This is a genomic window from Kitasatospora sp. RG8 (assembly GCF_017813315.1).
In the GTDB taxonomy this organism is placed as follows: Bacteria; Actinomycetota; Actinomycetes; order Streptomycetales; family Streptomycetaceae; genus Kitasatospora.
Map to the genome: position 1 here is coordinate 103,603 of NZ_JAGIYX010000023.1, position 25,132 is coordinate 128,734.

The 25,132-nt window shown below is 74.7% G+C and carries 18 protein-coding genes; 14 read left to right on the plus strand and 4 right to left on the minus strand.

Annotation, left to right across the window (positions count from 1 at the left end; all coding sequences use genetic code 11):
• The first annotated feature begins 4 nt into the window (after positions 1–4).
• The 10 genes from J5Y04_RS28780 to J5Y04_RS28825 all read left to right on the plus strand — a co-directional run bounded on the left by J5Y04_RS28780 (position 5) and on the right by J5Y04_RS28825 (position 14,306).
• Positions 5–745, plus strand: coding sequence for a GPR1/FUN34/YaaH family transporter (locus J5Y04_RS28780; protein ID WP_209415316.1), 741 nt, complete (start codon positions 5–7; stop codon positions 743–745).
• Positions 746–919: 174 nt separating this feature from the next.
• Entirely contained in the window at positions 920–1,675 is a 756-nt protein-coding gene (locus J5Y04_RS28785; protein ID WP_209415317.1) for an alpha/beta fold hydrolase, read from the plus strand.
• A gap of 112 nt (positions 1,676–1,787) precedes the next feature.
• A complete protein-coding gene (locus J5Y04_RS28790; protein WP_209415318.1) occupies positions 1,788–3,119 on the plus strand; it encodes an ABC transporter substrate-binding protein in 1,332 nt (443 codons plus the stop codon).
• Positions 3,119–4,084: a carbohydrate ABC transporter permease gene (locus tag J5Y04_RS28795; protein WP_209415319.1), complete on the plus strand. Its 966-nt coding sequence runs from the start codon at positions 3,119–3,121 to the stop codon at positions 4,082–4,084. The genes J5Y04_RS28790 and J5Y04_RS28795 overlap by 1 nt, the downstream gene beginning before the upstream one ends.
• A complete protein-coding gene (locus J5Y04_RS28800) occupies positions 4,081–4,968 on the plus strand; it encodes a carbohydrate ABC transporter permease (RefSeq protein ID WP_209415320.1) in 888 nt (295 codons plus the stop codon). The genes J5Y04_RS28795 and J5Y04_RS28800 overlap by 4 nt, the downstream gene beginning before the upstream one ends.
• A gap of 41 nt (positions 4,969–5,009) precedes the next feature.
• Entirely contained in the window at positions 5,010–7,757 is a 2,748-nt protein-coding gene (locus J5Y04_RS28805; protein ID WP_307853347.1) for an AAA family ATPase, read from the plus strand.
• Positions 7,758–7,929: 172 nt separating this feature from the next.
• Positions 7,930–8,766 carry an alpha/beta fold hydrolase gene (locus J5Y04_RS28810; protein ID WP_209415322.1) on the plus strand — a complete coding sequence of 279 codons (837 nt, stop codon included), beginning with the start codon at positions 7,930–7,932 and terminating at the stop codon, positions 8,764–8,766.
• Between the two features lie 227 nt (positions 8,767–8,993).
• Positions 8,994–11,846, plus strand: coding sequence for an AAA family ATPase (locus tag J5Y04_RS28815; protein ID WP_307853348.1), 2,853 nt, complete (start codon positions 8,994–8,996; stop codon positions 11,844–11,846).
• A gap of 140 nt (positions 11,847–11,986) precedes the next feature.
• Positions 11,987–13,234, plus strand: a complete 1,248-nt coding sequence (locus tag J5Y04_RS28820; RefSeq protein ID WP_209415324.1) for a CdaR family transcriptional regulator — start codon at positions 11,987–11,989, stop codon at positions 13,232–13,234.
• A 160-nt stretch (positions 13,235–13,394) separates the two neighbouring features.
• On the plus strand, positions 13,395–14,306 hold the full coding sequence (locus J5Y04_RS28825; protein WP_209415325.1) for an alpha/beta fold hydrolase: 912 nt from the start codon (positions 13,395–13,397) through the stop codon (positions 14,304–14,306).
• Between the two features lie 99 nt (positions 14,307–14,405).
• Here the strand turns inward: J5Y04_RS28825 and J5Y04_RS28830 are convergent, their stop codons facing one another.
• On the minus strand, positions 14,406–16,628 hold the full coding sequence (locus tag J5Y04_RS28830; protein ID WP_209415326.1) for an MMPL family transporter: 2,223 nt from the start codon (positions 16,626–16,628) through the stop codon (positions 14,406–14,408).
• Positions 16,629–16,986: 358 nt separating this feature from the next.
• On the opposite strand from J5Y04_RS28830, the gene J5Y04_RS28835 reads away from it, so the two are divergent.
• Positions 16,987–18,276 carry a sensor histidine kinase gene (locus tag J5Y04_RS28835; protein ID WP_209415327.1) on the plus strand — a complete coding sequence of 430 codons (1,290 nt, stop codon included), beginning with the start codon at positions 16,987–16,989 and terminating at the stop codon, positions 18,274–18,276.
• A 23-nt stretch (positions 18,277–18,299) separates the two neighbouring features.
• A complete protein-coding gene (locus tag J5Y04_RS28840) occupies positions 18,300–18,974 on the plus strand; it encodes a response regulator transcription factor (RefSeq protein WP_307853351.1) in 675 nt (224 codons plus the stop codon).
• A 168-nt stretch (positions 18,975–19,142) separates the two neighbouring features.
• Here the strand turns inward: J5Y04_RS28840 and J5Y04_RS28845 are convergent, their stop codons facing one another.
• Positions 19,143–19,598 carry an SsgA family sporulation/cell division regulator gene (locus J5Y04_RS28845; RefSeq protein ID WP_209415329.1) on the minus strand — a complete coding sequence of 152 codons (456 nt, stop codon included), beginning with the start codon at positions 19,596–19,598 and terminating at the stop codon, positions 19,143–19,145.
• A 650-nt stretch (positions 19,599–20,248) separates the two neighbouring features.
• Here J5Y04_RS28845 and J5Y04_RS28850 point away from each other — a divergent pair.
• Entirely contained in the window at positions 20,249–21,127 is an 879-nt protein-coding gene (locus tag J5Y04_RS28850; protein ID WP_209415330.1) for a helix-turn-helix domain-containing protein, read from the plus strand.
• A 149-nt stretch (positions 21,128–21,276) separates the two neighbouring features.
• Positions 21,277–22,008 carry an alpha/beta fold hydrolase gene (locus tag J5Y04_RS28855; RefSeq protein WP_209415331.1) on the plus strand — a complete coding sequence of 244 codons (732 nt, stop codon included), beginning with the start codon at positions 21,277–21,279 and terminating at the stop codon, positions 22,006–22,008.
• A 144-nt stretch (positions 22,009–22,152) separates the two neighbouring features.
• Here the strand turns inward: J5Y04_RS28855 and J5Y04_RS28860 are convergent, their stop codons facing one another.
• Both J5Y04_RS28860 and J5Y04_RS28865 read right to left on the minus strand, forming a co-directional pair.
• Complete coding sequence (locus tag J5Y04_RS28860) at positions 22,153–23,949, minus strand: zinc-ribbon domain-containing protein (protein ID WP_209415332.1); 1,797 nt, start codon at positions 23,947–23,949, stop codon at positions 22,153–22,155.
• 171 nt (positions 23,950–24,120) lie between these two features.
• The gene (locus tag J5Y04_RS28865; RefSeq protein ID WP_209415333.1) at positions 24,121–25,056 is read right to left on the minus strand and encodes a LysR family transcriptional regulator; all 936 of its coding nucleotides are present in this window, start codon (positions 25,054–25,056) and stop codon (positions 24,121–24,123) included.
• Between the last annotated feature and the right edge of the window lie 76 nt (positions 25,057–25,132).

Genomic DNA, 25,132 nt, shown 5'->3' on the forward strand with positions numbered 1-25,132 from the left:
CACGATGACCACAGCCTCCCCCGCCGCAGGCGGCGACGACGCAGCACCGGACGGCGGGCCGGACGCGACCCCGGCACGCCGTTTCGAACCGGACCTGCGGTCGATGACCCGGATCAACCTGCGTCCCATCGCCTCACCCATGCCGCTGGGCTTCTTCACGGTGGCGATCGCCTCCGTGATGACGGGCTGTCTGCAGCTCGGGCTCCTCGGGCCCGAGGCCCGGGGCGCCGTCGCCCTGTGCGTGCTGCCCGCCTTCGCCCTGCAACTCCTGGTGAGCGTCCTGGCCTTCGGCGCCCGTGACGTGATCGCGGCGACGCTCATGGGCGTGTTCGCCGGCAGCTGGCTGGCCTACGCGCTCGTCATGTTCAGCGGCGCGGCCGACGGCCTCCGGGTGCTGGGCGTGTTCAACCTGGCGTTCCTCTGCTTCGGGGCGCTGATGACCGCCGTGACCCGGCCCAAGCGCGCGCTCTGGTTCGTGCTGGCGGTCTCGCTGCCCCGCTGGGCGGCCACCGGCCTCTCGGGGCTCACGGGCGCCGAGTGGCTGACGCGCACGTCCGGGGCCCTCGGCCTCGTGGTGGCGCTCGTCGCGATGTACGCGGCGTTCGCCCTGATGCTGGAAGACATGCGCAGCGAGGAGGTCCTGCCCATCGGCCGCAGCGGCCCCGCCCACACCGCCGTGCACGGCGACCTGGCCGTCCAGCTCCGCAACCTGGAGCGCCAGGCGGGCGTGCGCCGCACGCTCTGACCGCCCGGTGAGCCGCGCACGTCCGCCGGCCGGGCCGCGCACCGTCCGGGCCGCGGACCGCGCCGTCCGGTCCGGCCCGCGCACCGACACTGTCCTGCCCGCGCAGGTCGGCCGACCGGGCCCCGCGGCTCCGCCTCCCTCACCCCCCCAGTCACGCACCGAGGAGTCTCACCGATGCCCCGATCCACCCGCCCCACCGTCGTCCTGGTCCACGGCGCCTTCGCCGACGCCTCCAGCTACGCCCGCGTCATCCCCGAACTGATCGCCGCCGGCCTTGAGGTGGTGGCTCCGGCGGTGCCCAACCGCGGCCTGGTCGACGACGCGGCGTACATCGCCTCGGTGATCCGCGCCATCGACGGCCCCGTGATCCTGGTGGGCCACTCCTACGGCGGCGCCGTCATCACCCTCGCCGGCGCCGAGGACAACGTCCGGGCGCTGGTCTACCTCGCCGGATACGCGTTGGAGGAGGGCGAGAGCCTGGGCGAGCTGCAGGGACGCTTCCCCGACTCCGGCCTCGCCGAGGCGCTCGTCTTCACCCCGTTCCCCGTGGCCGACTCCGCCGGGACCGCCGCCGCCACCGGGACCGCCGCCGCCACCGGGACCGACGTCTCGGTGGCGGTCGACCGGTTCCCCGCCCTGTTCGCGGCGGACGTCGACCCCGGGCTCGCCGCGGTGCTCGCCGTCTCCCAGCGTCCGCTGGCCGCGCGGGCCTTCACGGAGGCGGCGCCGGTCGCGGCGTGGCGGAGCAAGCCCTCCTGGGGTCTGGTGGCCACCGACGACCGGACCATCAACCCCGACGTGGAGCGCTTCGGCTACCGGCGGGCCGGCATGACGACCGTCGAGGTCGACTCCTCGCACCTGGTCATGCTCGCCCGGCCCGAGGCCGTGGCGGAGTTGATCCAGGAGGCGGTCCGGTCCACCGCCCGCTGACACAAAACCCCAGATCGAACGATTGGTCGATGACGTTCGAGCGCTGATAGCTTCTGGTCGCCCCAGGATCGCCCCCGAGATCGCTCCGGGGGCGATCGGAGGAAGTACACCCATGAGCTTCGGTGCGAGGTTCGCACTCGTCGTCACCGCCCTCGCCCTGGTGGCCACCGCCTGCGGCGCCCCGCAGGACGGCGGTGCCGAGTCCCGCGCCACCGTCGACTGCGGACCGTACGCCGGGTACGGCAGGCACCCCGGCACCCGGGTCACCGTCTACGGGTCGAACCGGGACCGGGAGGCCGACCTGTTCGAGGAGACCTGGGCGGACTTCGCGGACTGCACGGGGATCGACGTCTCGTACGAGGGCGACGGGGAGTTCGAGGCGCAGATCCAGCTCCGGGTCGCCGGCGGGAGCGCGCCCGACGTGGCGTTCTTCCCCCAGCCGGGGCTCCTGGAGCGCTTCGCGCGCGCGGGCAGCCTCAAGCCCCTGAGCGCCGCGGTGGCGTCCCTGGCCGAGCAGGGCTGGTCGGCGGACTGGAACGGTTACACGACCGTCGACGGCACCCTGTACGGCACCCCGCTGGTCGCGAACGTGAAGTCGCTCGTCTGGTACTCGCCGACGTTCTTCCGGGACCGGGGACTGGGCGTTCCCCGCACGTGGTCCGAGCTGATGGACGTGACGGAGAAGGTCGCGGCCTCGGGCGTCAAGCCGTGGTGCGCGGGCATCGAGTCCGGCGAGGCGACCGGCTGGCCCGTGACGGACTGGATCGAGGACGTCCTGCTGCGCCGGCAGGGCAAGGACGTCTACGACCAGTGGGTCTCCCACGCGATCCCGTTCAACGACCCTCGGGTGATCGAGGCCATGGACACCGTGGGATCCATCCTCAGGAACGACCGCTACGCCAACGGCGGCTTCGGGCCGGCCCGGTCGATGGCCTCGATCTCCTACCAGGAGGCCGGTCGGCCGGTCCTGTCCGGCGCGTGCGCGATGCACCGCCAGGCCTCGTTCTACGCCGAGCAGTGGCCGGCGGGCACCAGGATCGGACCGGACGGGGACGTCTTCGTCTTCGTCCTGCCGGGGACGGACACCGCCCGGCAACCCGTCCTGGGCGGCGGGGTGTTCGCCGCGGCGTTCTCCGACCGCCCCGAGGTCCGGGCCTTCCAGCAGTACCTGGCGACCGCGGACTTCGCCAACGCGCGCATGAAGAAGGGCCCGTTCGTCTCGGCGAACAAGGGCGTGGACCCGGCGAACGCCGCCACCCCGGTCGACCGGCTCGCGATCCAGCTGCTCCAGGACCCGAACACCCGGTTCAGCTTCGACGGTTCGGACCTGATGCCCGCCTCGGTCGGCGCGGGGACGTTCTGGAAGGGGGCCGTCGACTGGATCGGCGGCGCGGGCACCCAGCAGGTCGCCGACTCGATCGAACGGTCCTGGCCGGTCCGTTGATGCCGTTCGACGTCGCCGCCCAGCGGCCCAAACTGCTGTTCCTGCTCCAGGGCGTCGCCGGTTTCGCGGCGGTGGTCCTCCTCATCCTGCTGGCGCTGCACCGGGGGCCGGCGCGCAGGCGGGGCGCGGCCTTCCTGCTGCTGGCCCCCGCACTCCTGCTGCTGACGGCCGGTCTCCTCCTGCCCGGTCTGCAGACCCTGGCGCTGTCGTTCACCGACAGCACGGGAGCCGCGTGGGCCGGACTCGACAACTACGTGTGGATGTTCACCGACCCCGGGGCGCTGACCGCACTGCGCAACACCCTGGTCTGGGTGGTGCTGGTGCCCCTGCTGGTGACCGTGGTCGGCCTGCTCTACGCGGCGGCCGTCGCGCATTCGCGGTTCAGGGCGCTCGCGCTGTCCGTCGTCCTCATGCCGATGGCGGTCTCGTTCGTCGGCGCCGGCCTCGTCTGGAGGTTCGTCTACGCCTACCGCCCCGCGGAGGCGGAGCAGATCGGACTGCTGAACCGGCTCGTCGTCGCGTTCGGCGGCGAGCCGAGGCAGTGGCTCGTGGACTCCCCGTGGAACGTCCTGTTCCTCGTCGTGGTGGCGGTGTGGACGCAGACCGGCTTCGCGGCCGTCCTGCTGACGGGCGCGATCAGGGCCGTTCCCCGCGAGCTGGTCGAGGCGGCCCGGCTGGACGGCGCGTCACCCCGGCAGGTCTTCCGGCGGATCACGGTGCCGTCGATCAGACCCACGCTGCTCGTCGTGGTCCTCGCCGAGGTGGTCGGCACCTTCAAGGCGTTCGACATCGTCAAGACGATGACCGCCGGCCAGTTCGGCACGGAGGTCGTCGCCCACGCGATGTACGACCAGGCCTTCCGCTACGGGGAGACGGGCCGCGGTGCGGCCCTCGCCGTGCTCCTCTTCGTCCTCGTCGCCCCCGTCGTCGCCTACCAGGTCCGGGCGCAGCGGAGCGCGCGGTGACCGGTGTCCGGGAGCGTCTGGCCTCCCGCGCCTTCTCGCTGACCGCCGTGGTGGTCGCGGTCCTCTGGACGACGCCGACGCTCGGTCTGCTCTTCTCCTCGTTCCGCCCCGAGGACGAGATCAAGACGACGGGCTGGTGGACCGTGTTCGGCGCGCCGCACCTCACGCTCGACAACTACGGCGAGGTGGTCTCCGGCGGCGGCAACGCGTCGGGGCGGCTCGCCGAGTACTTCGTCAACTCGGTCGTCATCACCGTTCCCTCGGTGCTGTTCCCCCTCGTCCTGGCGTTCCTCGCCGCGTACGCCCTGGCCTGGATCGACTTCAGGGGGCGCGACGCGCTCGTGGTCGGCGTCTTCGCGCTCCAGATCGTGCCCCTCCAGATGGCACTCGTGCCGCTGCTGAGGCTCTTCTCCCGGGGGTGGCTGTTCCTGCCCGCCTGGAACGCCACCGGACCGGCGCGGTTCGGCCACGTCTGGTTCGCCCACACGGCCTTCGCGCTGCCGTTCGCGGTGTTCCTCCTGCACAACTTCCTGGCCGGGCTGCCCCGGGAGCTGATCGAGGCCGCGCGGGTCGACGGCGCCTCGCACGGGACGCTCCTGCTCCGGATCGTGCTGCCGCTCGCCCGCCCGGCCCTGGTCACGTTCGCGGTCATCCAGTTCGTCTGGGTGTGGAACGACCTGCTGGTGGCCCTGGCGCTGTCGGGCGGAACGGCCGAGACGGCGCCGATGACGGTCAGACTGGCGGCGATGGCGGGGACGCGCGGCAACGAGTGGCAGCGGCTCACGGCAGGGGCGTTCGTGTCGGCCCTCGTCCCGGTGGCCGTCTTCCTCTCCCTCCAGCGGCACTTCGCCCGGGGCCTGCTCGCCGGATCGGTGAAGGGATGAGCCCGGGGACCGGCCGGTGCGGGGGCCGCGAGGAGCGGCCCGTGAACGGCGGGCCGAGCCGGCCCGGGCTGCGGGGGCGCGAGCCCGAGCTGGAGCGGCTGCGCGCCCTGGTCGAGGGGGTGCGCGACGGTGACGGCGGCGCGATCGCGCTGCTCCTGGGCGAGCCGGGGATCGGGAAGACCGTGCTGCTGGAGGAGACCGTCTCGATCGCACGGGCCCACGGGTTCCTCGTCAGCCAGGGACGGGCCGAGGAGCTGCACGACCTGGCACCGCTTACCTCGCTGGCCTCGGGGCTCCTGGACGGCGACCCGCCGCTGCTGTCCACCGCGGACTTCGCGCACCTCGCGGGCCATCACGACCAGCGCATCTGGCTCGTCGAAAGGCTGGCCCAGCTGATCGAGGAGCGGTCGGCGGGCACGCCCGCACTGATAGCGATCGACGACGTCCAGTGGGCCGATCCGCTGAGCCGGTTCGCACTGAACGTCATGCCGGCCCGGCTGCGCACCTCCCCGGTCCTGTGGCTGCTCGCGGGCAGGGAGGACCCGGGCCTGTCCGGGGACGGGCCGCGGACGACGAGCCTCCCCCTGCGGCCGCTGTCCGACGGGGCCCTCGCCGAGCTGGCACGCGACGTGCTGGGCGGGGACGTGCCGCAGAGGGTCACGGAGCTCCTCGACGGGTCGGGCGGCAACCCGTTCCTCGCGGCCGAGATGCTGACGGGGATCGCGGCGTCGGGCGTGGACGGGCCGCAGCCGTCGGAGCCGCCGCAGCGGCTGGTCCTCGGCGTGCGCAGCAGACTGGCCGCGCTCCGGCCGGACACCCTCCACTTCCTGAGGATCGGCTCGGTCCTCGGGCGCACGTTCACGCTCGCCGACGCCGCGGCCCTGTGCGGCCGGCCCGCCTCCGGTCTCATCGGCGAACTGGACGAGGCGATCGCCGCCGGGCTCCTCGACGACGACGGCGAACGCCTCCGGTTCCGCCACGACCTGCTCCGCCAGGCGGTGTACGCCGACCTCGCCCCCTCGGCGCGCCGCGCGCTGCACCGGGAGGCCGCGAGCCGGCTCGTCGCGACCGGCCGGACCTCCGTCGACGCGGTCCCGCACCTGCTGAAGAGCGCCGGACCCGGCGACGACGAGGCGATCGCCCTGCTCGGCAGGGCCGCCGCCGACGTGAGCGCCGTCATGCCCGACCTCGCCGCCGACCTGGCCGTGCGCGCCCTCGAACTCGTGCCGCCCCACGCGCCCGCGGCGTTCAGCGTGGGGGAGAGGGCCGTCACCGCGCTGACCCGCGCCGGGCGGTACACCCGGGCGCGGGAGACCGGCGACGCGCTGCTGGCCCGCCAGCCGCCGCTGGACGTCTTCGCCCGGCTGCAGTCCGTCCTCGGCGACACCCTGTGGCACCTGGACGACGTCGACGATCTGACCCGCCGCTCCACGGCGGCGCTGGCGGTCGTCACCGACCCGGCGGTCCGCGCCCGGCTGACCGCGCGCCAGGCGCTGGCCCGGTCCCGCGGACGCGACCTCGGGGCGGCTCGCCGGACCGGGGAACGGGCGCTCGCCGAGGCGGAGCGGGCCGGGGACCGGGAGGCCCGCGTCCTCGCGCTGTGGGGCCTCGGCGAGATCGCCCTCAACGAGGGCGACTGCGCCGCCGCCGTCGGACACCACACGGCGCTGAACGCGTTCGACGCGGCCTTCCTACCCGAGGAGGTCGTCGCACGGGTCCACCTGGACGACTTCGACTCCGCACGGCGGCTGCTGCGGACGGCGGGCGACGGACACCTGCGCCCCGCGATGCTGACGTGGGCCCAGGGGAGCCTGAACCTGGGTCTCGGGCGGCTCGACGACGCGGAGGCCGACCTCGTCACCGCCGAACGGCTGGAGGCGGACATCCAGGTGCCCGGCAACCTGGTCAACATCCGGGTCAGCCGGGGCCTGCTGGCGGTGCTGCGCGGCGACCGCGAGGCGGCCGGGGAACACCTGGACGTCGTCAGGGCGGCCATGGCCGACCGGCCGAACACGGGGAACCACGCCGCGCACCAGTACCTGGAGGCCGTGGTCGCCGATGCCGACGGCGACCACGCGGCAGCGGCCGAACGGGTCCGGTCCGCCCAGCGGGACCACCCCTTCGTCCGGTGGAGGCTGCTGCGCACCCGTCTCGTCGACGCCGTGCGGATCGCCCTGCGCGCCGGGGACCGCTCCCTGGCCGGGGACCTCGTCGCCCAGGCGGCCGGGTACGCCTCCCGCAACCCCTCCGTGCCGACCGCGCAGGGGACCGCCGCCCACGCGGCCGCGCTGCTGAACGCCGACCACGGACTCCTGGAGCGGTCGGTCCGGATCCTCCGCACCGGACCCCGCCCACTGCACCTCGCGGCGGCCTCCGCCGACCTCGGGCGCGCACTGCTGGCCGCGGGCGACGCCGCCGCGGTACCTGCCCTGACCACGGCGTACGAGGCCTACGCGCAGGCGGGGGCGAGCGTCGAGGCCGACCTGGTCCGGGCCGGCCTGGACCGGGCGGCGGCCCGCTCCGGGCAGCGCTCCGCGCGGCGTACCGGGCCTTCCGGGCCGCGCCCCGGCCACGGCTGGGAGGCGCTCACGGCCTCGGAACGCAAGGTCGCCCGGCTGATCGCCGCAGGCCACACCAACCGGTCGGCCGCGGCCGCCCTCGTCGTCTCCCCGCACACGGTCAACACCCATCTGGCGTCGGTCTTCCGCAAGCTCTCGGTCCACTCACGGGTGCACCTGGCCCGGCTGGTGCTGGCGGAGGCCGGCACCGGGGACGCCCCCGCCGGCTGAGCGGGACCGGCCCGGCGCGGGTGACTCCGCGCCCCGGCCGGGCGCGGTGCGCCCCCCGGCCAGGTGCGGTGCACCGCACGACAACAACCGGTGCCGTACCGGGCCTAGCGTGACGGCTTGCCGCGCCGATCCCGACGCGCGGACCAGCCGAACCGAATCGAGGAAACACCCCATGCCGTACATCACCGTGGGCCAGGAGAACTCCACCGCCATCGACCTCTACTACGAGGACCACGGCACCGGCCGGCCGGTAGTCCTCATCCACGGCTTCCCGCTCGACGGCCACTCCTGGGAGCGCCAGAGCGCCGCGCTGCTCGACGCCGGCTACCGCGTCATCACCTACGACCGCCGCGGCTTCGGCCGGTCCTCGCAGCCGACGACCGGCTACGACTACGACACCTTCGCGGCCGACCTGAACACCGTGATGGAGACCCTCGACCTCTCCGACGCCGTCCTGGTCGGCTTCTCCATGGGCACCGGCGAGGTCGCCCGCTACGTCTCCGCGTACGGCTCCGCCCGCGTCGCCAAGGTCGCCTTCCTCGCCTCGCTGGAGCCCTGCCTGCTCAAGACCGAGGACAACCCGGAGGGCGTCGCCCCGAAGGAGTTCTTCGACGGCGTGGTCGCCTCCGTGAAGGCCGACCGCTACGCCTACTACACGGCCTTCTTCGCCGACTTCTTCAACCTCGACGAGAACCTGGGCACCCGGATCAGCGAGGAGGCGGTCCGCAACAGCTGGAACACCGCGGCGGGCGGCGGTTCCTTCGCCGCGTCGGCCGCGCCGTCGACCTGGTACACCGACTTCCGGGCCGACATCCCCCGCATCGACGTGCCGGCCCTGATCCTGCACGGCACGGCCGACCGCATCCTGCCCGCCGAGGGCACCGCCCGCCCCTTCCACAAGGCCCTTCCGTCCGCCGACTACGTCGAGATCGAGGGCGCCCCGCACGGCCTGCTCTGGACCCACGCCGAGGAGGTCAACAGCGCGCTCCTCGCCTTCCTGGCGAAGTGACGCCACACCGCGGAGCCGCCGGGTGACGCCGGAACGCCCGGCGCCTCCCGGGCCCGGCGCCACCGGGCGCGGGCACCCGCCGGGCCCGGGGGAGCGCGGACGCCCCGCGCACGGCGGCCCGCGGACCGGCGCCCCGGCCGGGCCGGAGCCGCCGTGCTCCATACTGATCCGCCGTACCGCACGCGGACCGACCCTCGTCCCGTGCGGCCCCGGCCGGCGGAATGAGTGTGAACCGATTGAGTACATGGCCCGTGCCCGAGGACCCGGACGGTGTGCGGCCGCCGGTCCGCGGCAGGGAGACCGAACTGGCGTTCGTCGAGGCGCGGCTCGACGCGCTCGCCCGGGGCGAGGGCGGGATCGTCCGCGTCGAAGGCCCGGCCGGCATCGGCAGGTCCAGGATCCTCGCGGAGGCGTCGGCCTCCGCGAGGCGGCGCGGGACGAGGGTCTTCCAGGGGGCGGCGGACCCCGACGAACAGTTCGTGCCGCTGGGCCCGCTGCTGGAGGGGCTGCTCGGCGGGGCGGAGCCGCTGCCGGGCGCCGCCCGCCTCCGGGACCTCGCCACGGCACCCGGCCAGCGGTTCTGGCTGCTCCAGGAACTGGGGGACCGCCTGCAGGAGGCGGCTCGCCACGGGCCCCTGCTCATCGTCCTCGACGACCTCCAGTGGTGCGACGACCTGACGCTCCTCACCCTCCACACCCTCGCGGCCAGGCTCTCGTCGCACGCGATCCTGTGGCTGGTGGCCGTGAACGGCGGCAGCGTGCCGCCGGGCGTGCGCACGACCCTGGACAGGATCCGGCACGCCGGGGCGCACGAGCTGGTCCTGGGGGCGCTCGGGGGCGAGGCGGTCGCGCACATCACCCGGGACGTCCTGGGCGCCGTTCCGGACCCGGACGTCCTGCGCGTCGCCCGCCGCGCCGACGGGGTGCCGCTGTTGCTGGTCGAGCTGCTCGGTGCGCTGCGGGAGGAGGAGGCGGTGACGATCGAGAACGGCACGGCCGGCCTGTCGGCCCGGCCCCTTCCCCCGCACCGGCTGCCCTCCGTCGGGCGCCGCCTCGGCCGGCTCTCCGACGCGGCCCGCGAGTTGGTCCAGACGGCGGCCGCCGTGGACGGCCCGGTCACGGTCGCCCGGCTCGCCGAACTGCTCGGGCGACCGTCGGCGGCACTCATCACCGCGGTGCGGGAGTCCCTCGACTCCGGTCTGCTCGCCGAAACGGGCGATCGCCTCGAATTCCGCCACGACCTGATCCGCGAGGCGGTGGAGGCTGGCCTCCCCGACTCCCTGCGCCAGGCCCTGCGTCGTCAGGCCGCCGGGCCTGCGCCGGAGAACGCGAAGCCCCCGGCCGGACCCCCCGCCTCGCCGGCCGGCGAGGCGGGGAAGGCGGGGGAGGACGACCGGGCGGAGGCCGCCCGGCTGCGCACCGCCGCGGCGGACCTCGCGGCCACCGCCCCGGGACCGGCGGCGGAACTCGCCCTCAGGGCCCTGGAACTCACCGCGGCGGACGCCCCCGGACGGCCGCGGGTCGTCGCCGAGACGATCCCGTTGCTCTGGCAGACGGGGCAGGCGGCCCGGGCACGCGGGCTGGGCGCCTCCGCCCTGACGGCCGGCGGCCTCGGGCCCGAGGGCGAGGCGCGGATACGCCTCGCCCTGGCGCGGCTGTCCGTCCAGTCCGACTTCTCCGAGGCGGTCCGGCAGGCCCGTGCCGGGGCGGCGCTGCCCGGGATCCCCGCGGCGCTGCGGGGCCGGCTGCTCGCGCTGCTCTGTCTCGGCCTGTCGATGGCGGGCGAGCAGCAGGCCGCCGAGCAGGCCGTTGCGCAGGCGCTGGAGAACGCCGACGTGACGGCGGACCACACCGCCAGGGCCACCCTGCTGACGGCCGACTCGGTCGTGCGCTTCCACCGGGCGGACTGGAACGGGGCGTTCCGGCAGGCGGACCGGGCCGCCGCCCTGGCCGCCGGCCTGGGCGACGTCCATGCGCTGTGGCTTCCGGAGGCCCTGTGGGGCGGCTTCCTGTCGAGCTGGGCCGGCCGCTCCGCGGAGGCGCTCGCCGCCGCGGAGGACGGCGTCCGGGCCGCCCGGAACCAGGGCCGGGCGGCCGCCGTACGCCTGTGGCTGATGTACCGCACCCGGGCGCTCCTGGACGCCGGACGGTTGACGGAGGCCCGGGCCGAGGGCGAAGCCGCCTGCGCGACGACCGACGAGCCCGGCACGGGCGACCTCGCCGACGTCACGCTCCGGTACGCGATGATGCGCGTCGCCCTTCACACCGACGACCGGCAGGCCGCGCAGGGGTACGCGGAACAGGCGCGGCGCATGCGGCGCGAGGGCGCACCACTCGTCCGCGACGTCGGCTCGTGGATGCTGGCGCTGATGGCGGACTCCGAGGGCCGGCCCGACCGTGCCATGGCCGTACTCGACGGGCCGGCGGCGGCGCGGGCCGGAGGGCGGAACGGCCTCGCCGGCCCGCTCGACCCCGCCGACGCCCCGGTGCTCGTGCGCATGGCGTTGCGCGCCGGCGCCCACGAGCGGGCCGCCCGGGCGGTCGGGGCGGCCGAGCGGCGGGCCCAGCTCAACCCCGGCTTCACGTTCCTCGCCGCCACCGCCGCGCACGCCCGCGGACTCCTCGACAACGACCTCGGTCACCTCCGGCGCGCGGTCGGGCTGTTCGAGGACTGCCCCCGGCCGATGGCCCGGGCGTCGGCGCTGGAGGACGTCGGACGCAAGCTCGCGGTCACCCGCAAGCCCGACGCGGTGCCGCACCTGGACACGGCCCTCGCCCTCTACGTACGGGCGGGCGCCGAGCGGGACGTCGCCCGCGTCCGCCGGCGCCTGCGGGCCGCGGGCGTCCGCCGCCGGCCCGGGCCGGCCGGACACGACGGGCGGTGGCCCGAGCTGACGGCGTCGGAGCTGCGGGTGGCACGGCTCGTGGCGCAAGGGCTGACCAACCTCCAGGTGGCCCAGCGCCTCTCCCTCTCGCCGCACACGGTGAGCTCGCACCTGCGCCGGGCCTTCACCAAGCTCGACCTCACGTCGCGCGTTGAGCTGGCCCGGCTGGCCCAGGCCCGTGACAGCGGAGAGTGACCGCTTCGCATCCCACGTGGGTACCGCGTCAATGGACGATTCGTGCGATGTGCCGGGGCCGGCGCCTCCTCAAAATGATCAAGAGCTGCGGAAAGGAGAAGCGATCCGCAGCGAGCAGTTGGTCAGGAGAGGAACAGCGCATGACCGCAAGGCCCCAGCGAGCCCGCCCCGGCAGCCCCGAGCTGCAGGCGCTCGTCGACGAACTCGCCGAGCTGCTGGGCCGGTCCGTCGCGGTCGACGACCCGCTGGTCCGCATGGTCTGCACGAGCCGTCACTTCGGCGACGAGGACCCGGTGCGCATCGGAACCCTGCTGCAGGGCCGGGCCGACAACGCGTCCATCCGCTACGTCCTCGCCCAGGGCGTGGCCCGGTGGACCAGGCCCGGATTCATCGACGGCCGTGACGATCTCGGCCTGCTGCCCCGCTACGTCGTGCCGCTGCGCGAGCGGGGGCACCTGCTCGGGCTGCTCATGGTGGTCGTACCGGAGAAGGAGCTCGGGGAGCCGGAGACCGAAGCCATCGACCGCGCCGCCGGCCTCATGGCCGCCCAGATGTACGGGGAGCACACCGCCGACGACACCTGGCGGACCGACGAGCGGGACCTCGTGCGGGACCTCGTCGACGCCAACGTCGCGACACGGACCGCCGCCCGCCGGCGGGGCGTGGAACGCGGACTGCTGGGGGAGGCGGAGCACGTCCTGGTCACCCTCGTCCAGCTGGGCCGCGGGACGGAGCCCGTGCGGCAGTCCGAGGCGGCCCTGTGGGGGGCGCTGGAAGGGTTCCGCCGGACGCGTTCGGGCCGGGGCCTCGTCGCGATCGACCAGGAGCGGGCGACACTGATCCAGCTCCGCGACCGGCCCCCCGGCGCGGACGAGGTCGTCGCCCAGACCGCCCGTGTCCTCGATGAACTGCGTACCTTCCTGGACCCGTCGGCGGCCCCCGTGATCGGCGTCGGCGGGCGGCACCCGAGCGTGCACGGCGCCTGGACCTCGTACGAGCAGGCGCTCGTGGCGGCCCGTGCGGCGCGCCGGCTGCCCTCCCTCAACGGGGTCGGCGACTGGGACCTGCTCGGGGAGCTCGCCGTGCTCCTCCAACTCCCCGAGCACGTCCTGAACGCGTCCCTGATCCCCGAGCCGCTCCGCACCCTGTCCGGGACCCACGGCGGCGACCGGCTGCGGGACACCCTGCGCTGCTTCCTGGAGAACGCCGGATCGATTCCCCGGACCGCGGAGGCGCTGCGACTCCACCGCACGTCGCTCTACTACCGCCTGCGCCAGATCCAGGAGATCACCGGGTTCGACCTCGACGACGGCGCCCACCGGCTCACGCTGCACCTCGGGCTCAGGATCGAGGAGCTCCTCGGCGCGGGCGACGACGTGGCCGCCTGACCACGGCTGGGCCGCGCGGCGGGCGCCCCCGCCGCGACGGGGCGGGAGGGATCCCCCGCCCGGTTCCTCCCGCTCGCGGTGGCGGGGGCGGCGCGGCGCATTGGAAGGCGTTCAGAACCGGGGCGGGCGCGGGAGCCCGCCGGTGACCAGGTGAGAGGGCATGAGCGAACTGATCACGACGGACGGGACACGGCTGGTGTACCGGGACAGCGGCGGCGGGGGCGTCCCGCTGGTGATGCTTCACGGCTGGGGCCAGACCCAGGCGATGTTCCGCCATCAGGTCGAGGGGCTGGCCCCCGGCCGCCGCGTCGTCACCGTCGACCTCCGGGGCCACGGGGAGTCCGGCAAGCCGCGTCACGGCTACCGCATCGCCCGTCTCTCCCGCGACGTGCTCGAACTCGTCGACCATCTCCGGCTGGCGCGGTTCGACGCACTGGGCTGGTCCATGGGGGTCTCGGTGTGGTGGAGCTTCATCGACCAGTACGGCACCGGACGGATCCGGCGCCTCGTCGCCGTCGACCAGCCCGCCGCCGTCGCCGCCGTGCCCTGGATGACCGGGCGGGAGCGGCAGGACTCCGGCGCCATCTTCGACGTGCCGGAGCTGCTGGCCCTGGGCGCCGCGCTCGCGGCACCGGGGGGCGACGAGGTCCGCGCCGACTTCGTGCGGGGCATGTTCTCCGGCGAGCCCGATCCGGAGGTGCTCGCCTTCGTCGCCGAGCAGATCAGGTCGACACCCGCCCATGCCGGCGTCCCCCTGCTGTTCGACCACTGCACCCAGGACTGGCGCGACGTCCTCCCGAGGATCGACGTGCCGACCCTGGTGATCGGCTGCGAGGGAAGCCACGTGCACCCCGGTTCGCAGCGGTACATCGCCGAACGGATACCCGGTGCGCGCCTGCACGTCTTCCCCTCCGGCGTGGCGAGCTCCCACTTCCCCTTCCTGGAGAACCCGGCGGCCTTCAACGCCGTGGTGGAGGACTTCCTGGCCGGGGACCCCGGGATCCCGGCGCCCCCCGGCCCCCGTCCGCCCGGACCCCACGGCCCCGAGTCCCCGCGAGCCCGTGGCTGCTGACGGGCGCACCCCAACGGGCGCCCCGGCGAGCAGCTGGACCGGCCACCGCGCACGGGCGGAGGCCGGTCCGGGTGCTGCTCCCCGGAGCGCCGGGCAGGGTCAGTCCCGCCAGCCGCCCGCGTCGACCGGGTGGCGGGCCGGGCCGGAGGCCGGCTCCGGGAGCGGGGCGCTCACGCGGGGGTGGCGCGCCGGGCGGACGGGCCACCAGATGCCGCGGCCGAGCAGGGCCGCCAGGGCCGGCACCAGGGCCAGGGACAGGACGAACGCGGAGAGCAGGATGCCGAGCGTCATCGCGAAGGCGACCTGTTCGCTGCCCGGGGTGGTGGCGAGCGTGGCGAAGGACCCGGCCAGGACCAGGCCGGCCGTGGCGATGGCGGGCGTGGTGTGCCGGACGGCGCGGCCCACGGCGGCGCGGGCCGGACCGGGACGCCGCATCTCCTCGCGGATCCGGTCGGTGATGAGGATGTTGTAGTCGGTGCCCAGGGCCACGACGAACAGGAACAGCACCAGCGGCAGGGTGAAGCTGACGCCCGGCTCGCCCAGCCCGTGCTGGAACAGCAGGGTGGCGGCGCCGAGGGTGGCGGCGAAGCCGAGCCCGACGGAGAGCATCAGGACCACCGGTGCGAGCAGGCTGCGCAGGAGCAGCAGCAGGATCAGGCCGATCAGGGCGGCCGCGACCGGGAAGACGACCGTCAGGTCGTGGTCGACGGCGGTGGAGACGTCGGCGAAGACCGCGGCCGTGCCGCCGACGTGGGCGGTGGTCCCGGCGGGCGTGTGGGCGGCGACGGTGGCGCGGACCGGGCCGGAGGCCAGCTCGCGGGCGCGCGGGCTCTGCGGGTCGGCGGTCAGGTAGAGGTCGATCCGGGCGGCGCGCCGGTCCCCGTTGAGGGTGGTCCCGCCGACCTTGCCGACGCCGTCGACCGTGCCGAGGGCGCGGGAGAGGCCGTCGAGCCGGCCGGCGTCGAGGGTGGTGCCGTCCGTGGTGACGACGTAGACGCTGGTCGGGTCCGAGACGCCGGCCGGCAGGGTGCGGGAGATCTCGGCGGCGGTGGCGGCGGCCGGCGTTCCGTCACCGGAGCCGCCCTGGCCGTAGTCCATCCGGATCCCGGCCGTCCCGGCGGCCAGCACGCCGAGCACGGCGACGGAGGCGAGCAGCAGCGGCAGCGGCCGCCGGGCGACGAGCGCGCCGAAGCGGGCGGCGAAGCCCTCGCGCGGCTGCCGGCGCAGGCTGCGGGAGGGCCAGAACATCTTGCGCCCGCAGGCGGCGAGCAGCGCGGGCATCAGGGTGAGGCTGCCGATCAGCATCACCAGGACCGCGACGGCGATGGCCGGGCCGAGCGAGCGGAACTGGCCGAAGCTCGCCACGCCGAGGGTGGCGAAGGCGGCCACGATGGTCAGCGCGGCCGAGGTGATCGCGGTGCCCACCCGGGCGGACACCTCGGCGGCCGCCTCGCGGGCGGGCTGCTCGGGTCGGGCCCGCAGGTGCTCGCGGAAGCGGAAGAGCAGGAACAGCAGGTAGTCGATCCCGATGCCGAGCAGGACCACGGAGATCAGTCCCGGGGTGCCGGCGTCGAGCTTGAGGCCGGTCAGCATCGCGGCGCCGGCCACGGCTCCGCCGGCCACGCCGCCGATCATGGCGACGGCGAGAAGCGGCAGCAGGGCCGCCAGGACGCTGCGGAACACCAGGACGTTGAGCAGGACGATCAGCCCCGTCACGAGCGCGCTGCCGACCGTCGCGGCGGTCCGGTGGGAGTCGGCGGTGTCGGCGGCGTCGGCCAGTCCCCCGGTGAAGCCGGTGCGCATCCCGGCCTCGGCGAACTGCGCCCGGGCGGCGTCCCGGAAGGCCCGGTAGACGTCCTGGACCCCCTCGTCCGCGGCGTTCCCGGTCAGTTCGACGGCGAGCAGTTCGAAGCTCCGGTCGGGGGCCGGCAGCGCCGGGGCGACCCGGGGGGTCTGGGAGCGGTCGGGGACGAGGAAGGCCGGCTTGTCGTCCTTCCTCGGCATGACGACCCGGCGCTGGGCGAGCTTCGCCGACTCGGCGCCGATCCGCTGCTCGTCGGCGGTGGTGAGGGGCTTGCCGTCGGTCCTGGCGACCAGCACCGTGACCGTGGTGGCGTCGGGCCTCGCCCCGAACTCCTCCTCGGCGATCCGCAGCGCGGCGGCCGAGTCGTAGCCGCGGGGCAGGAAGTCCCCGGTCCGGGCCTGGGTGACGCGGGAGAGCAGCATCGGGCTCAGCCCGGCCAGGGCGACTCCCAGCACCACCCAGAGGGCGATCACCCTCCACGGGTTTCTGGTGGCGTATCCGGTCAGTGCGCGGATCACGATTTCCTCCGGCGGTGGACGCGAACGTCCCCAAGGTCGGTCTCTGCTCCGGGGGTTCCCGGCCGGGTTCCAGACCATCACCCGGAGCGGGCCCCGGACGTCCTTGCGGCGGACGATCCGCACCGGGGCCCCAGCTCCTCGGCCGGGCCCGGACCCGGGACCGTGGTCCTGGTCCGGGCCTGCGTGATCGGCCGCGGGGAGCATGCCGGGGCCGGGTGGGCGGGTGCCAGAATGGCGTCATCAGGGCTGATCAGCGCAGGTCCGGGCCGGGTCCGGGCCGGACCCGGATTCGGACGTCCGGATCTGGACCTCCGGATTCGGACGTCCGCCGGCGGCAGGGCACGGAGGGGGAACGGGCATGGGTGGGCGTCAGCGCCTCGCAGCGGATGCGACGTACGGGGCGGGCTCCGACCCGGGGCCCGGCGGGGCGGCGGACGCTCCGCCGGACGCCGACGGTGCGCCGTGGACCCGCGCCGACGCGCTGCTGGCCGTCGGCGCCTGCAGCATCGACCTGCTCGGCTACGTGGTGTTCACCGGGGAGGCCGGTGACCGCGGGGCCAGCCTGACGGGCTTCCTCCTGGTCACGCTGTCGGCCCTGCCGCTGCTCGCCCGGCGCAGCCGCCCGGTCGCGACGCTGGCCGGGGTCCTGGCGCTCCAGTCGGCGGCCGACCTGTCCGCACCGGCGAGCCCCCACTTCGGCGCCGCGCTGGTGGTCGCCCTGTACTCGGTGGCCAGGGCCCGCACCGCCCTGGAGACGGCGGCGGCCTCGGTGGTGACGTCGGTGCTGACACTGCTGAGCCAGAGCCACCTGCGGATGCCCGCCTGGCAGGCGGCCGTCAGCGCCCCCGTCTCCGCCCTGCTCGTGGCCGGCGCCGGGCTCGCCGTGGCGCGCTGGCAGCGGGAGGTCGCGGCCAACCGCCGGCTGCTCGCCGACCGCGCGGTGGCCGACGAACGCCGCCGCATCGCACGGGAGTTGCACGACATCGTGGCCCACCACATCACCACCATGCAGCTGATGGCCGGCGGCGCCCGCGCCAACCTCGGCAACCCGGAGGTGGTCCGGGACGCCCTGGTCACCCTGGAGTCCTCCGGGCGGCTGGCCCTGCGCGAGATGCGCCAGCTCCTGGACGTCCTGCGGGCCGGCGACGAGCCGGACACCGCCCCGCCGTCGCCCCAGCCCGGAGCGGAGGACCTCGGCCGGCTGGTGGACGAGTCCCGCGTGGCCGGCCTGCCGACCGACCTCGGCGTCCACGGGACCCGGCGCCCCCTGCCGCCGACCGTCGGCCTGACGGTGTTCCGGATCGTCCAGGAGGGCCTCACCAACGCCCGCAAGTACGCGGGACCCGCCCGTGCCTCCGTGCTCCTGACGTACGGTCCGGACCGGGTCACCGTCGAGGTGCGCGACGACGGCGGGCTCGGCGAGGACGGCGGACTGCGCGCCGGCGCGCCTCTCCAGGACCCGCCGTCGCCCGGGAGCCGGAGCGGCTACGGCCTGATCGGCATGCGCGAGCGCGTCGCCCTGCACGGCGGCACCCTGCGGGCGGGCCCGCGGCCGGACGGCGGCTTCGCCGTGGTGGCCGACCTGCCGCTGGCGTCGGACGAGACGGCCGACGCGGCCGTCCAGCACGGGACGGCGGCGGCCCGGTGAGCGCCGGGACACCGGCGATCAGGATCCTCATCGTGGACGACCAGCCGCTGGTCCGGCGCGGTCTGGCACTGATCCTCTCGCCCGACCCGTCGTTCGAGGTGGTGGCCGAGGCCGAGAACGGGGAACAGGCCGTCGCCCTCGCCCACCGGCTGCGCCCCGACGTCGTGGTGATGGACATCCGGATGCCCGTCCTGGACGGGGTCGGCGCGACGCAGGAGCTGGCCCGCACCCTGCCGGACTGCCGGGTCCTCGCCCTCAGCACCTTCGACATGGACGAGTACGTGGTGGCCGCGCTGCGCGCCGGTGCCTGCGGGTTCCTGCCCAAGGACGTCTCCCCGGAGGACCTGGGCGCGGCGATCCGCACCGTCCACGCCGGCGAGGCGGTGGTCGCTCCGCGCCTGCTCACCCGGCTGATCTCCACCTACGTCCGGGTCCCTCCGGGCACCCCGCCGCCCGTCACGGAAACGGGCGAACTCACCCCCCGCGAGGTCGAGGTGTGGCGCCTCATGGCCACCGGCCTGGACAACGCCGGGATCTCCCGGGCCCTGGAGATCAGCCACTCCACGGTGAAGAACTACATCACCAGCATCTTCGGCAAGCTCGACGTCCGTGACCGTGCCCAGGCGGTCATCGCGGCCTACGAGTCCGGCCTGGTCACCGCCCGCACGGGAGGCGCCGGAGGGCGCGGGCCGGAGTGACCCACCGGCCCGCACGGCGCTCGGAGGGCCCGGCGGCCGGCACCGGACCCTGAGCGGGCCCGGCCCGGCTCGGGCCGGTCGGTCCCGTGCGGCTGTCCGTCCGGCCGTCCGGGGCAGGGCGTGCTCCTCCGCTCCGACGTCACGGTTGTGGCCGGCAGTCGGCGGACGTCAGCCGGCCAGGCCGCCCAGCTCGGCGTCCCAGTCGATCAGGTCCCCCTCCGTGCCCGGGGGGACCAGCGCGAAGCACTCACGGCGGAGCCAGCGACGCACCTGCCGGGACGGGAGGTCGACGAGGACGCTGCCGTCCCGGCCCTGGAGCATCATGCGCAGGGACGAGCGGCCGTGGCAGGGGCAGGGCGGCCAGATGCGGACATCGCCGAGGCCGGCCGGCTTCTGCAGTCCCTCCCACAGGAGGTCGCGGGAGAGCTGCCAGGTGCCCGCCTCGGCCGCGGGGCCGAGGAAGGCGAGCGTGACGGCGTACGGGTCGTCGTCGCGGTAGCCGAAGCGCACGGGGACGCCGAAGGACTGCTCCTCGTCCAGGACGATCCGGGCGTCGAGGACGATCCCGGTGATGCTCGCCTCCGGGCGGTGCTGCGCACCGGAGACGGGGTGGTGGGCGGGCATGGGGATCTCCTGGGTCGGTGTGGGGGCGGGTGGCACGGCCGGCTGGACGGGGCGACGAGGGGCCGCCCGGGTCCGCGGGGACAGGGGCGTGCGCGCCGGGCGAGGGCGGTGCGGCCGGACGGGGGCGGTGCGGCCGGACGGGGGCGTCCGACGGCCGGGGCCGGTGCCGGCGCTGTCCGGCCGGGGTCCCGGAAGCTGCCGAGGAGGCGGGAGGGGAGGCCGTTCCGCTGCTCAGGCTAGACGGCGGAGCCGTCGGTGATGTCCCGGCGGCGCACCAGGAGGTGACGGCCAGTGCACACGCGGCCGGTGCGCCGGGCACGTTCCCCCGCTGCCGGGCACGTACTCCCGCGGCGGGGCGGGGCCACGCCGTTGCTACAAAGCGATGAACTTCCGTCGGGCAATCCCTACGCCGGTCGGTGGCCGGCGAGTCCGGTGCGCGGCGAGAATCGTTCCCGCGGGCCGCCGCTCATCCTCCGGCAACCTGCCTGGTCCGGAACCCCGGACCCGAACGAGTCCAACGCCGGTCATCGACGGGTTCCCCTCCCGAACGACCCACCGCCGGCGTACGGCCGAGCGGCGATCCCCCCAGCAACCGCACAGAACACTCGAACCGGTCGGAGCCTCCCGTGATCCCGTCGGACACCCCACCCATGCCCGGAACAGACCACCACCAGCCCGGCCAGGCCGCCCAGGACGGGGGCGTCGGCTGCATCGACGTCCTCTCCCCGCCTCCCGGAGCCGACCCCGACGACTGCCTGTACGTCGCCCTGTACCTCGACGGCGCGGCCTCGCTCCGCCGTCACGGAGCCAGCACCGCGCTGGAACCCGGGGACCTGCTGATCGGCACCACCCCGCAGCCGGCGGACCTCCTGCGCGATCCCGGGTGCCGGATGGTCCACTTCCGCGTCCCCTGCTTCTACCTGGGCGTGCGGCGCGGCGACGTCCGGCGGGCGGGCGGGCTGATGGCGCGGGGAAGCGAGGGCATCGGCTCGCTGGCCTCCCAGTTCCTGCGGACCCTCGCCGGCCAGATCCGGGCCCACCGCGCGCGGCCGGGCAACCACCTCGCGCGCAGCGTCTCCGACATCGTCGCCATCCTGGTGACCGACCTGCTCGAACGGCAGAGCCCGGTGCACCCGACCGCCGCGGCCGGGATGCTGTCGCGGATCCGCGCCCACATCGAGGAGAACCTGGCCGATCCGGACCTCTCGCCCGAATCGATCGCCCGGTCGCAGCACATCTCGGTGCGCTACCTGCACAAGCTCTTCCAGCAGGAGGGGATGACCGTGGGCCAGTGGGTGCGCCGGCGGCGCCTCGACGTCTGCCGGCGGGAGCTGGAGCGCCCGTCCCGCCGGCAGACCAGCGTCTCGGCCGTCGCGCACCGCTGGGGATTCGTCAGCCATTCCCACTTCAGCCGGGCGTTCCGTGACGCCTACGGAGTCTCGCCCCGCGAGTGGCAGGCCTACGCCGCGCAGACCGACGGCCACCAGCCGCCCGGCTGGCAGGCGTCCGGTCACCGTCCGGCGTCCTGAGCCGGCGTCCTGAGCCGGCCTCCTGAACCCGCCTCCGCCACCCCGCCGACGCCCGTGCCGCCTGGCGACACCGCCTGCCCGTGGCCGCGCGCTCCGTGGCCGCGTGCCCAGCAGCCGGCACCACCGTCGGCGCCATCCGAAAGGTCGCCATGTCCTCCACCAGGCCCACCGTCGTGCTCGTCCACGACGGCTGCTCCGACGCGACCAGCTGGTTCGGCGTCATCGCCGAACTCCACCGACGCGGCATGACCGCCGTGGCCGCCGCGAACCCGCTGCGCGGACTGGCCCACGACTCCGCCTACCTGGCCTCCGTCATCGCGGGTATCGACGGTCCCGTCGTCCTGGTCGGCCACTCCTACGGAGGCGCCGTGATCACGGAGGCCGGAGCCGCTCCCAACGTCGTGTCCCTGGTCTACGTGGCCGCCTACCTCCCCGACGCGGGCGAGAGCCACCAGACGCTCGCCGCTCGTTTCGCCCCCTCACCGCTCCTCTCCCGCCTGCGGCGCACCGCGTTCGCCACGAACGACACCGACCGGGCGACGGAGCTCACCGTTCCGCGGGAGGCCTACCGGCCGTTCCTCGCAGCCGACCTCGACCCGGAGGTGGCGCAGGTGCTCGCCGCACTCCAACGACCGGTCGCCGAGCGGGTGTTCACCGATGCGCCCACCGTGGCGGCCTGGCGCACCAAACCCTCCTGGGCCCTGGTGACCGGCGCCGACCAGGCGCTGCCGCCGCCGCTCCAGCGCTTCACCGCAGGGCGCGCCGGTGCCGCCGTCCTCGAGCTGCCCGAGGCCTCCCACGCCGTGGCCGTCTCCCGGCCGACCACGGTTGCGGAGCTCATCCAGGACGCCGCCGAGGCGGGGTCGGCACCGACGGCGTGAGGGCGAACGCGTGATGCCGTGCGGGTGCCGGGGAGTGGCCGCGGCGCGCAGCTGGGTGAACCGGCCGCACTCGGCGGGGCGGGGGAGTGCGAGCCGGCTGGCGCCGAGACGCGTGAATGGCGCACCGCGACCGGTCTGACGCGCTCATCGGTGGCCGGCCGCCCACTGCCTTACGCGCTCGATCACGTCGTCCGAGTTGGGGGCGGTCGAGTGGACGGTGAACTCGGCGTAGCCGGGGTCGTCGATGGGCAGAGCCGGCAGAGGGTGCTCGCGAAGTCGCGCGACGAGGAACCCGGCCGCGAGGAGGTCCCGGGACTTCTCCACGTCGATGTCGGTCTTGTCCGCGTGCCAGTAGGCGCCGTCGTACTCGACGACGAGCCTCCGGCCGTCGGGGAGGTCGACGGTGATGTCGACGGACCAGACGCTGCGCCGGACGAAAGCGTCGTGGCGTACTGCCTGGCCGGAGGAGGCCCGGCCGAAGGCGCGCACCGCGGCCTCGTGATGGTTCAGCTCGATCTGCGACTTGCCGTGGTCCCTGCACTCGGGGCACCCGCTGCCGTTGGCGCGGGAGGACAGCGGCGCCTGCCACACGTGCTCGGGGACGGTGGTGCACACCCAGGCGGGAACGAACGACGTCTGGGCGGTCGGGCGCACATGCCAGGCGGAGACCGGGTTGGAGGGCGACCACTCGACGGCGAGGCCGGGGAAGTGGAAGGCGAGCGAGTCGAGGATCGTGCGGCATTCGGGGCAGCGCAGGCGCTGCCCCTTGTCCCGCTGCTCCGGGGTTTCCTGCCACTCGTGGCCGCAGCCGGGGTCCTGCCACCACACGGTCCTGCGGGAGCGGGGAGAGATCTTGGCCAGGCTGATGCGGCCGTTGAGGGTCGGGTGCCACTGGGAGGCGATCTCCGGGCTGACCCTGAAGGGAGCAGGCTCGGCGTCCGCGGCCTTCAGCTTGGCGGTCAGTGTCTCCTGGCCCCGGCAGGAGGGGCAGCCCGAGCGCAGGTACGTGTACGGCGACACCCGGGGGTGGTGTCCCCGCGCGCAGCGGAACCGGCGCAGCGTGAGGTCACCGCCCACGAACACGGTGCGGGGGTCCTCGTCGTCGGCCCAGGCTTCGAGGAGTTCGGGCACATCGGCTACCGGCGTCGCCTTGAGACGCTCGTTCGCGGCCTGCCGTTCGGCGCGGTGCCTCGGTTCACATGCGGGGCACTGGCGGCTGTGGAGCATGTGGCTGACCCGGGCCGTGAACCGTAGGCCGCAGTCGGGGCAGCGCCAGGCCACCTCCCGCAGGGCCGTGACGGTGACGGTCTCCCACTGCGCGCTGTCGTTCGCCTCGTGGTCCCACCAGTCGAGGACGGGCAGCCCGGAGTCCCTGAGCAGCTCCCGCTGCTTCTCACCGGGGGCGTTGGGCGTCTGCCGCGCGCGACTCGGGTTGGTCTGGCACCGGCACCCGAAGGCGATGTCTCCCAGCCGCTCGGCGCTCGTGCGCCCGCAGTACCGGCAGCGGACGTGGTGGGGGTCGTCGCCGAGGGACGGCGTGGTCAGCGGCGCCAGGTAGTCGTAGCCGTTGGCTTCGGCATGCCCCTGAGCCTCCGTCGCGGGGACGGGAGTCAGGTCCGCGTAAGCGCCTTGTGACCGGCGGGACTCATGCGCCCACTGCCGCCAGTAGCACGCGCGGCAGGTCGTCTCACCGTCCGTGTTCTTGGCGAGCGTGTACTCGAACCGGTAGTGCGCCTCACACCCACAGGCCAGGCACCGGGTCAGGCGCCATGCCGTCGCCTTCGTGAACGGCTCCAGCGGTTCCAGACCGCCGGTACGGAGGATCTCCGTGATGTGCTCGTCGCACCAGGCGTCGCGTGAGCGTGTGCGGTACGCGGTCGGCTTGGAACATCCGGGGTCCGCACACAGCTGGACCGTCTTCTGAGGCGGTATGGGGCTCACCTGCGAATTCTCCCATGCCTCCTGTCGGGGTCGCTGTGGTCGGGTAGGGCCGGCTCCTCGCGAACCGCCGCCGCCAGCCGACGCAGTGCTTCACTTGCCAGGACGTCCCCCGAGGACCCGGCACGGACCAGGTCCGTGCCGAAATCGTCACGTCGGCAGCTTGACGAGACGTCAGGTGGCGCTGAGTTCGGCGGGTCGGTGGGGGGTGGCGGTGGGGGTGCCGGCCACTTCGTGGAGGAGGGAGAGCAGGAGTTCCTCGTAGGTGGAGAGGGGGCGGGCGAGGGTCCAGTTGGCGGTGACGGTGCGGGGGAGCGGGGCGGGGGTGACGTGGAGTTCGGCGAGGACGCCGTGGAGGAGCTCGAAGCGGACGGAGCATCGGGGGAGCAGGCTGACGCCGAGGCCGATGCGGACGGCCTCCCGGACGCTCTCCGTTCCCCACAGGTCGAGGGTGCGCGCGCCGACGAGGTCCCAGGTGTGCAGGAGCTCCAGCAGTTGTCCTCGGGTCCGGGAGCCCGGTTCGAGGAGGAGGAAGGACTCGCAGGACAGCTCCGCCGGCGTGACCTCCTTCCCGGCCAGCGGGTGGTCGGGCGAGCAGATCAGCACCATGTCGTGGCTGGCGAGCTGCTCCGACTCGTACCGCCCCGGAGGCAGCGGGCCGTCGGCCACGCCGACGCCGATCCGGCCCTGCTCCAGCGCGCCGGTCAGGCACTCGGGGCTGTTGAGGGTCACGGTGAACAGCCCGTCGGGTTCGCGGCGCCGCAACTCCCGCATCACCGCCGGCAACAGGTAGTCGCCGACCGCGGTCGTGCTGCCGACCACCAGGCGCTCGATCGGCCAGCGCGCGGCCGCCTGGACGGCGCCGACGGCGTGATCGGCCAGCGCCAGGATCTCCTTGGTCTGGGCCAGGAGGACCCGTCCGGCCGGGGTGGGGCGGGTCCTCGGGCCCGAGCGGTCGACCAGGGCGGTCCGCAGGGACGTCTCCAGGTTCTGTACCTGCTTGGAGACCGAGGACTGGCTCAGGAACAGCACCTGGGCCGCCGCGGAGAACCCACCGCATTCGATGACCTTCGCGAAGATCGCCAGCTGGTTCAGGTTGAGTCGCATCATGCCCCCGATCGCGTGGATGTGGTGCAGGGCATTCGGGCCTGAGGGCCGTGGGACAGGCTTCCGCAGTTCCTGTCAC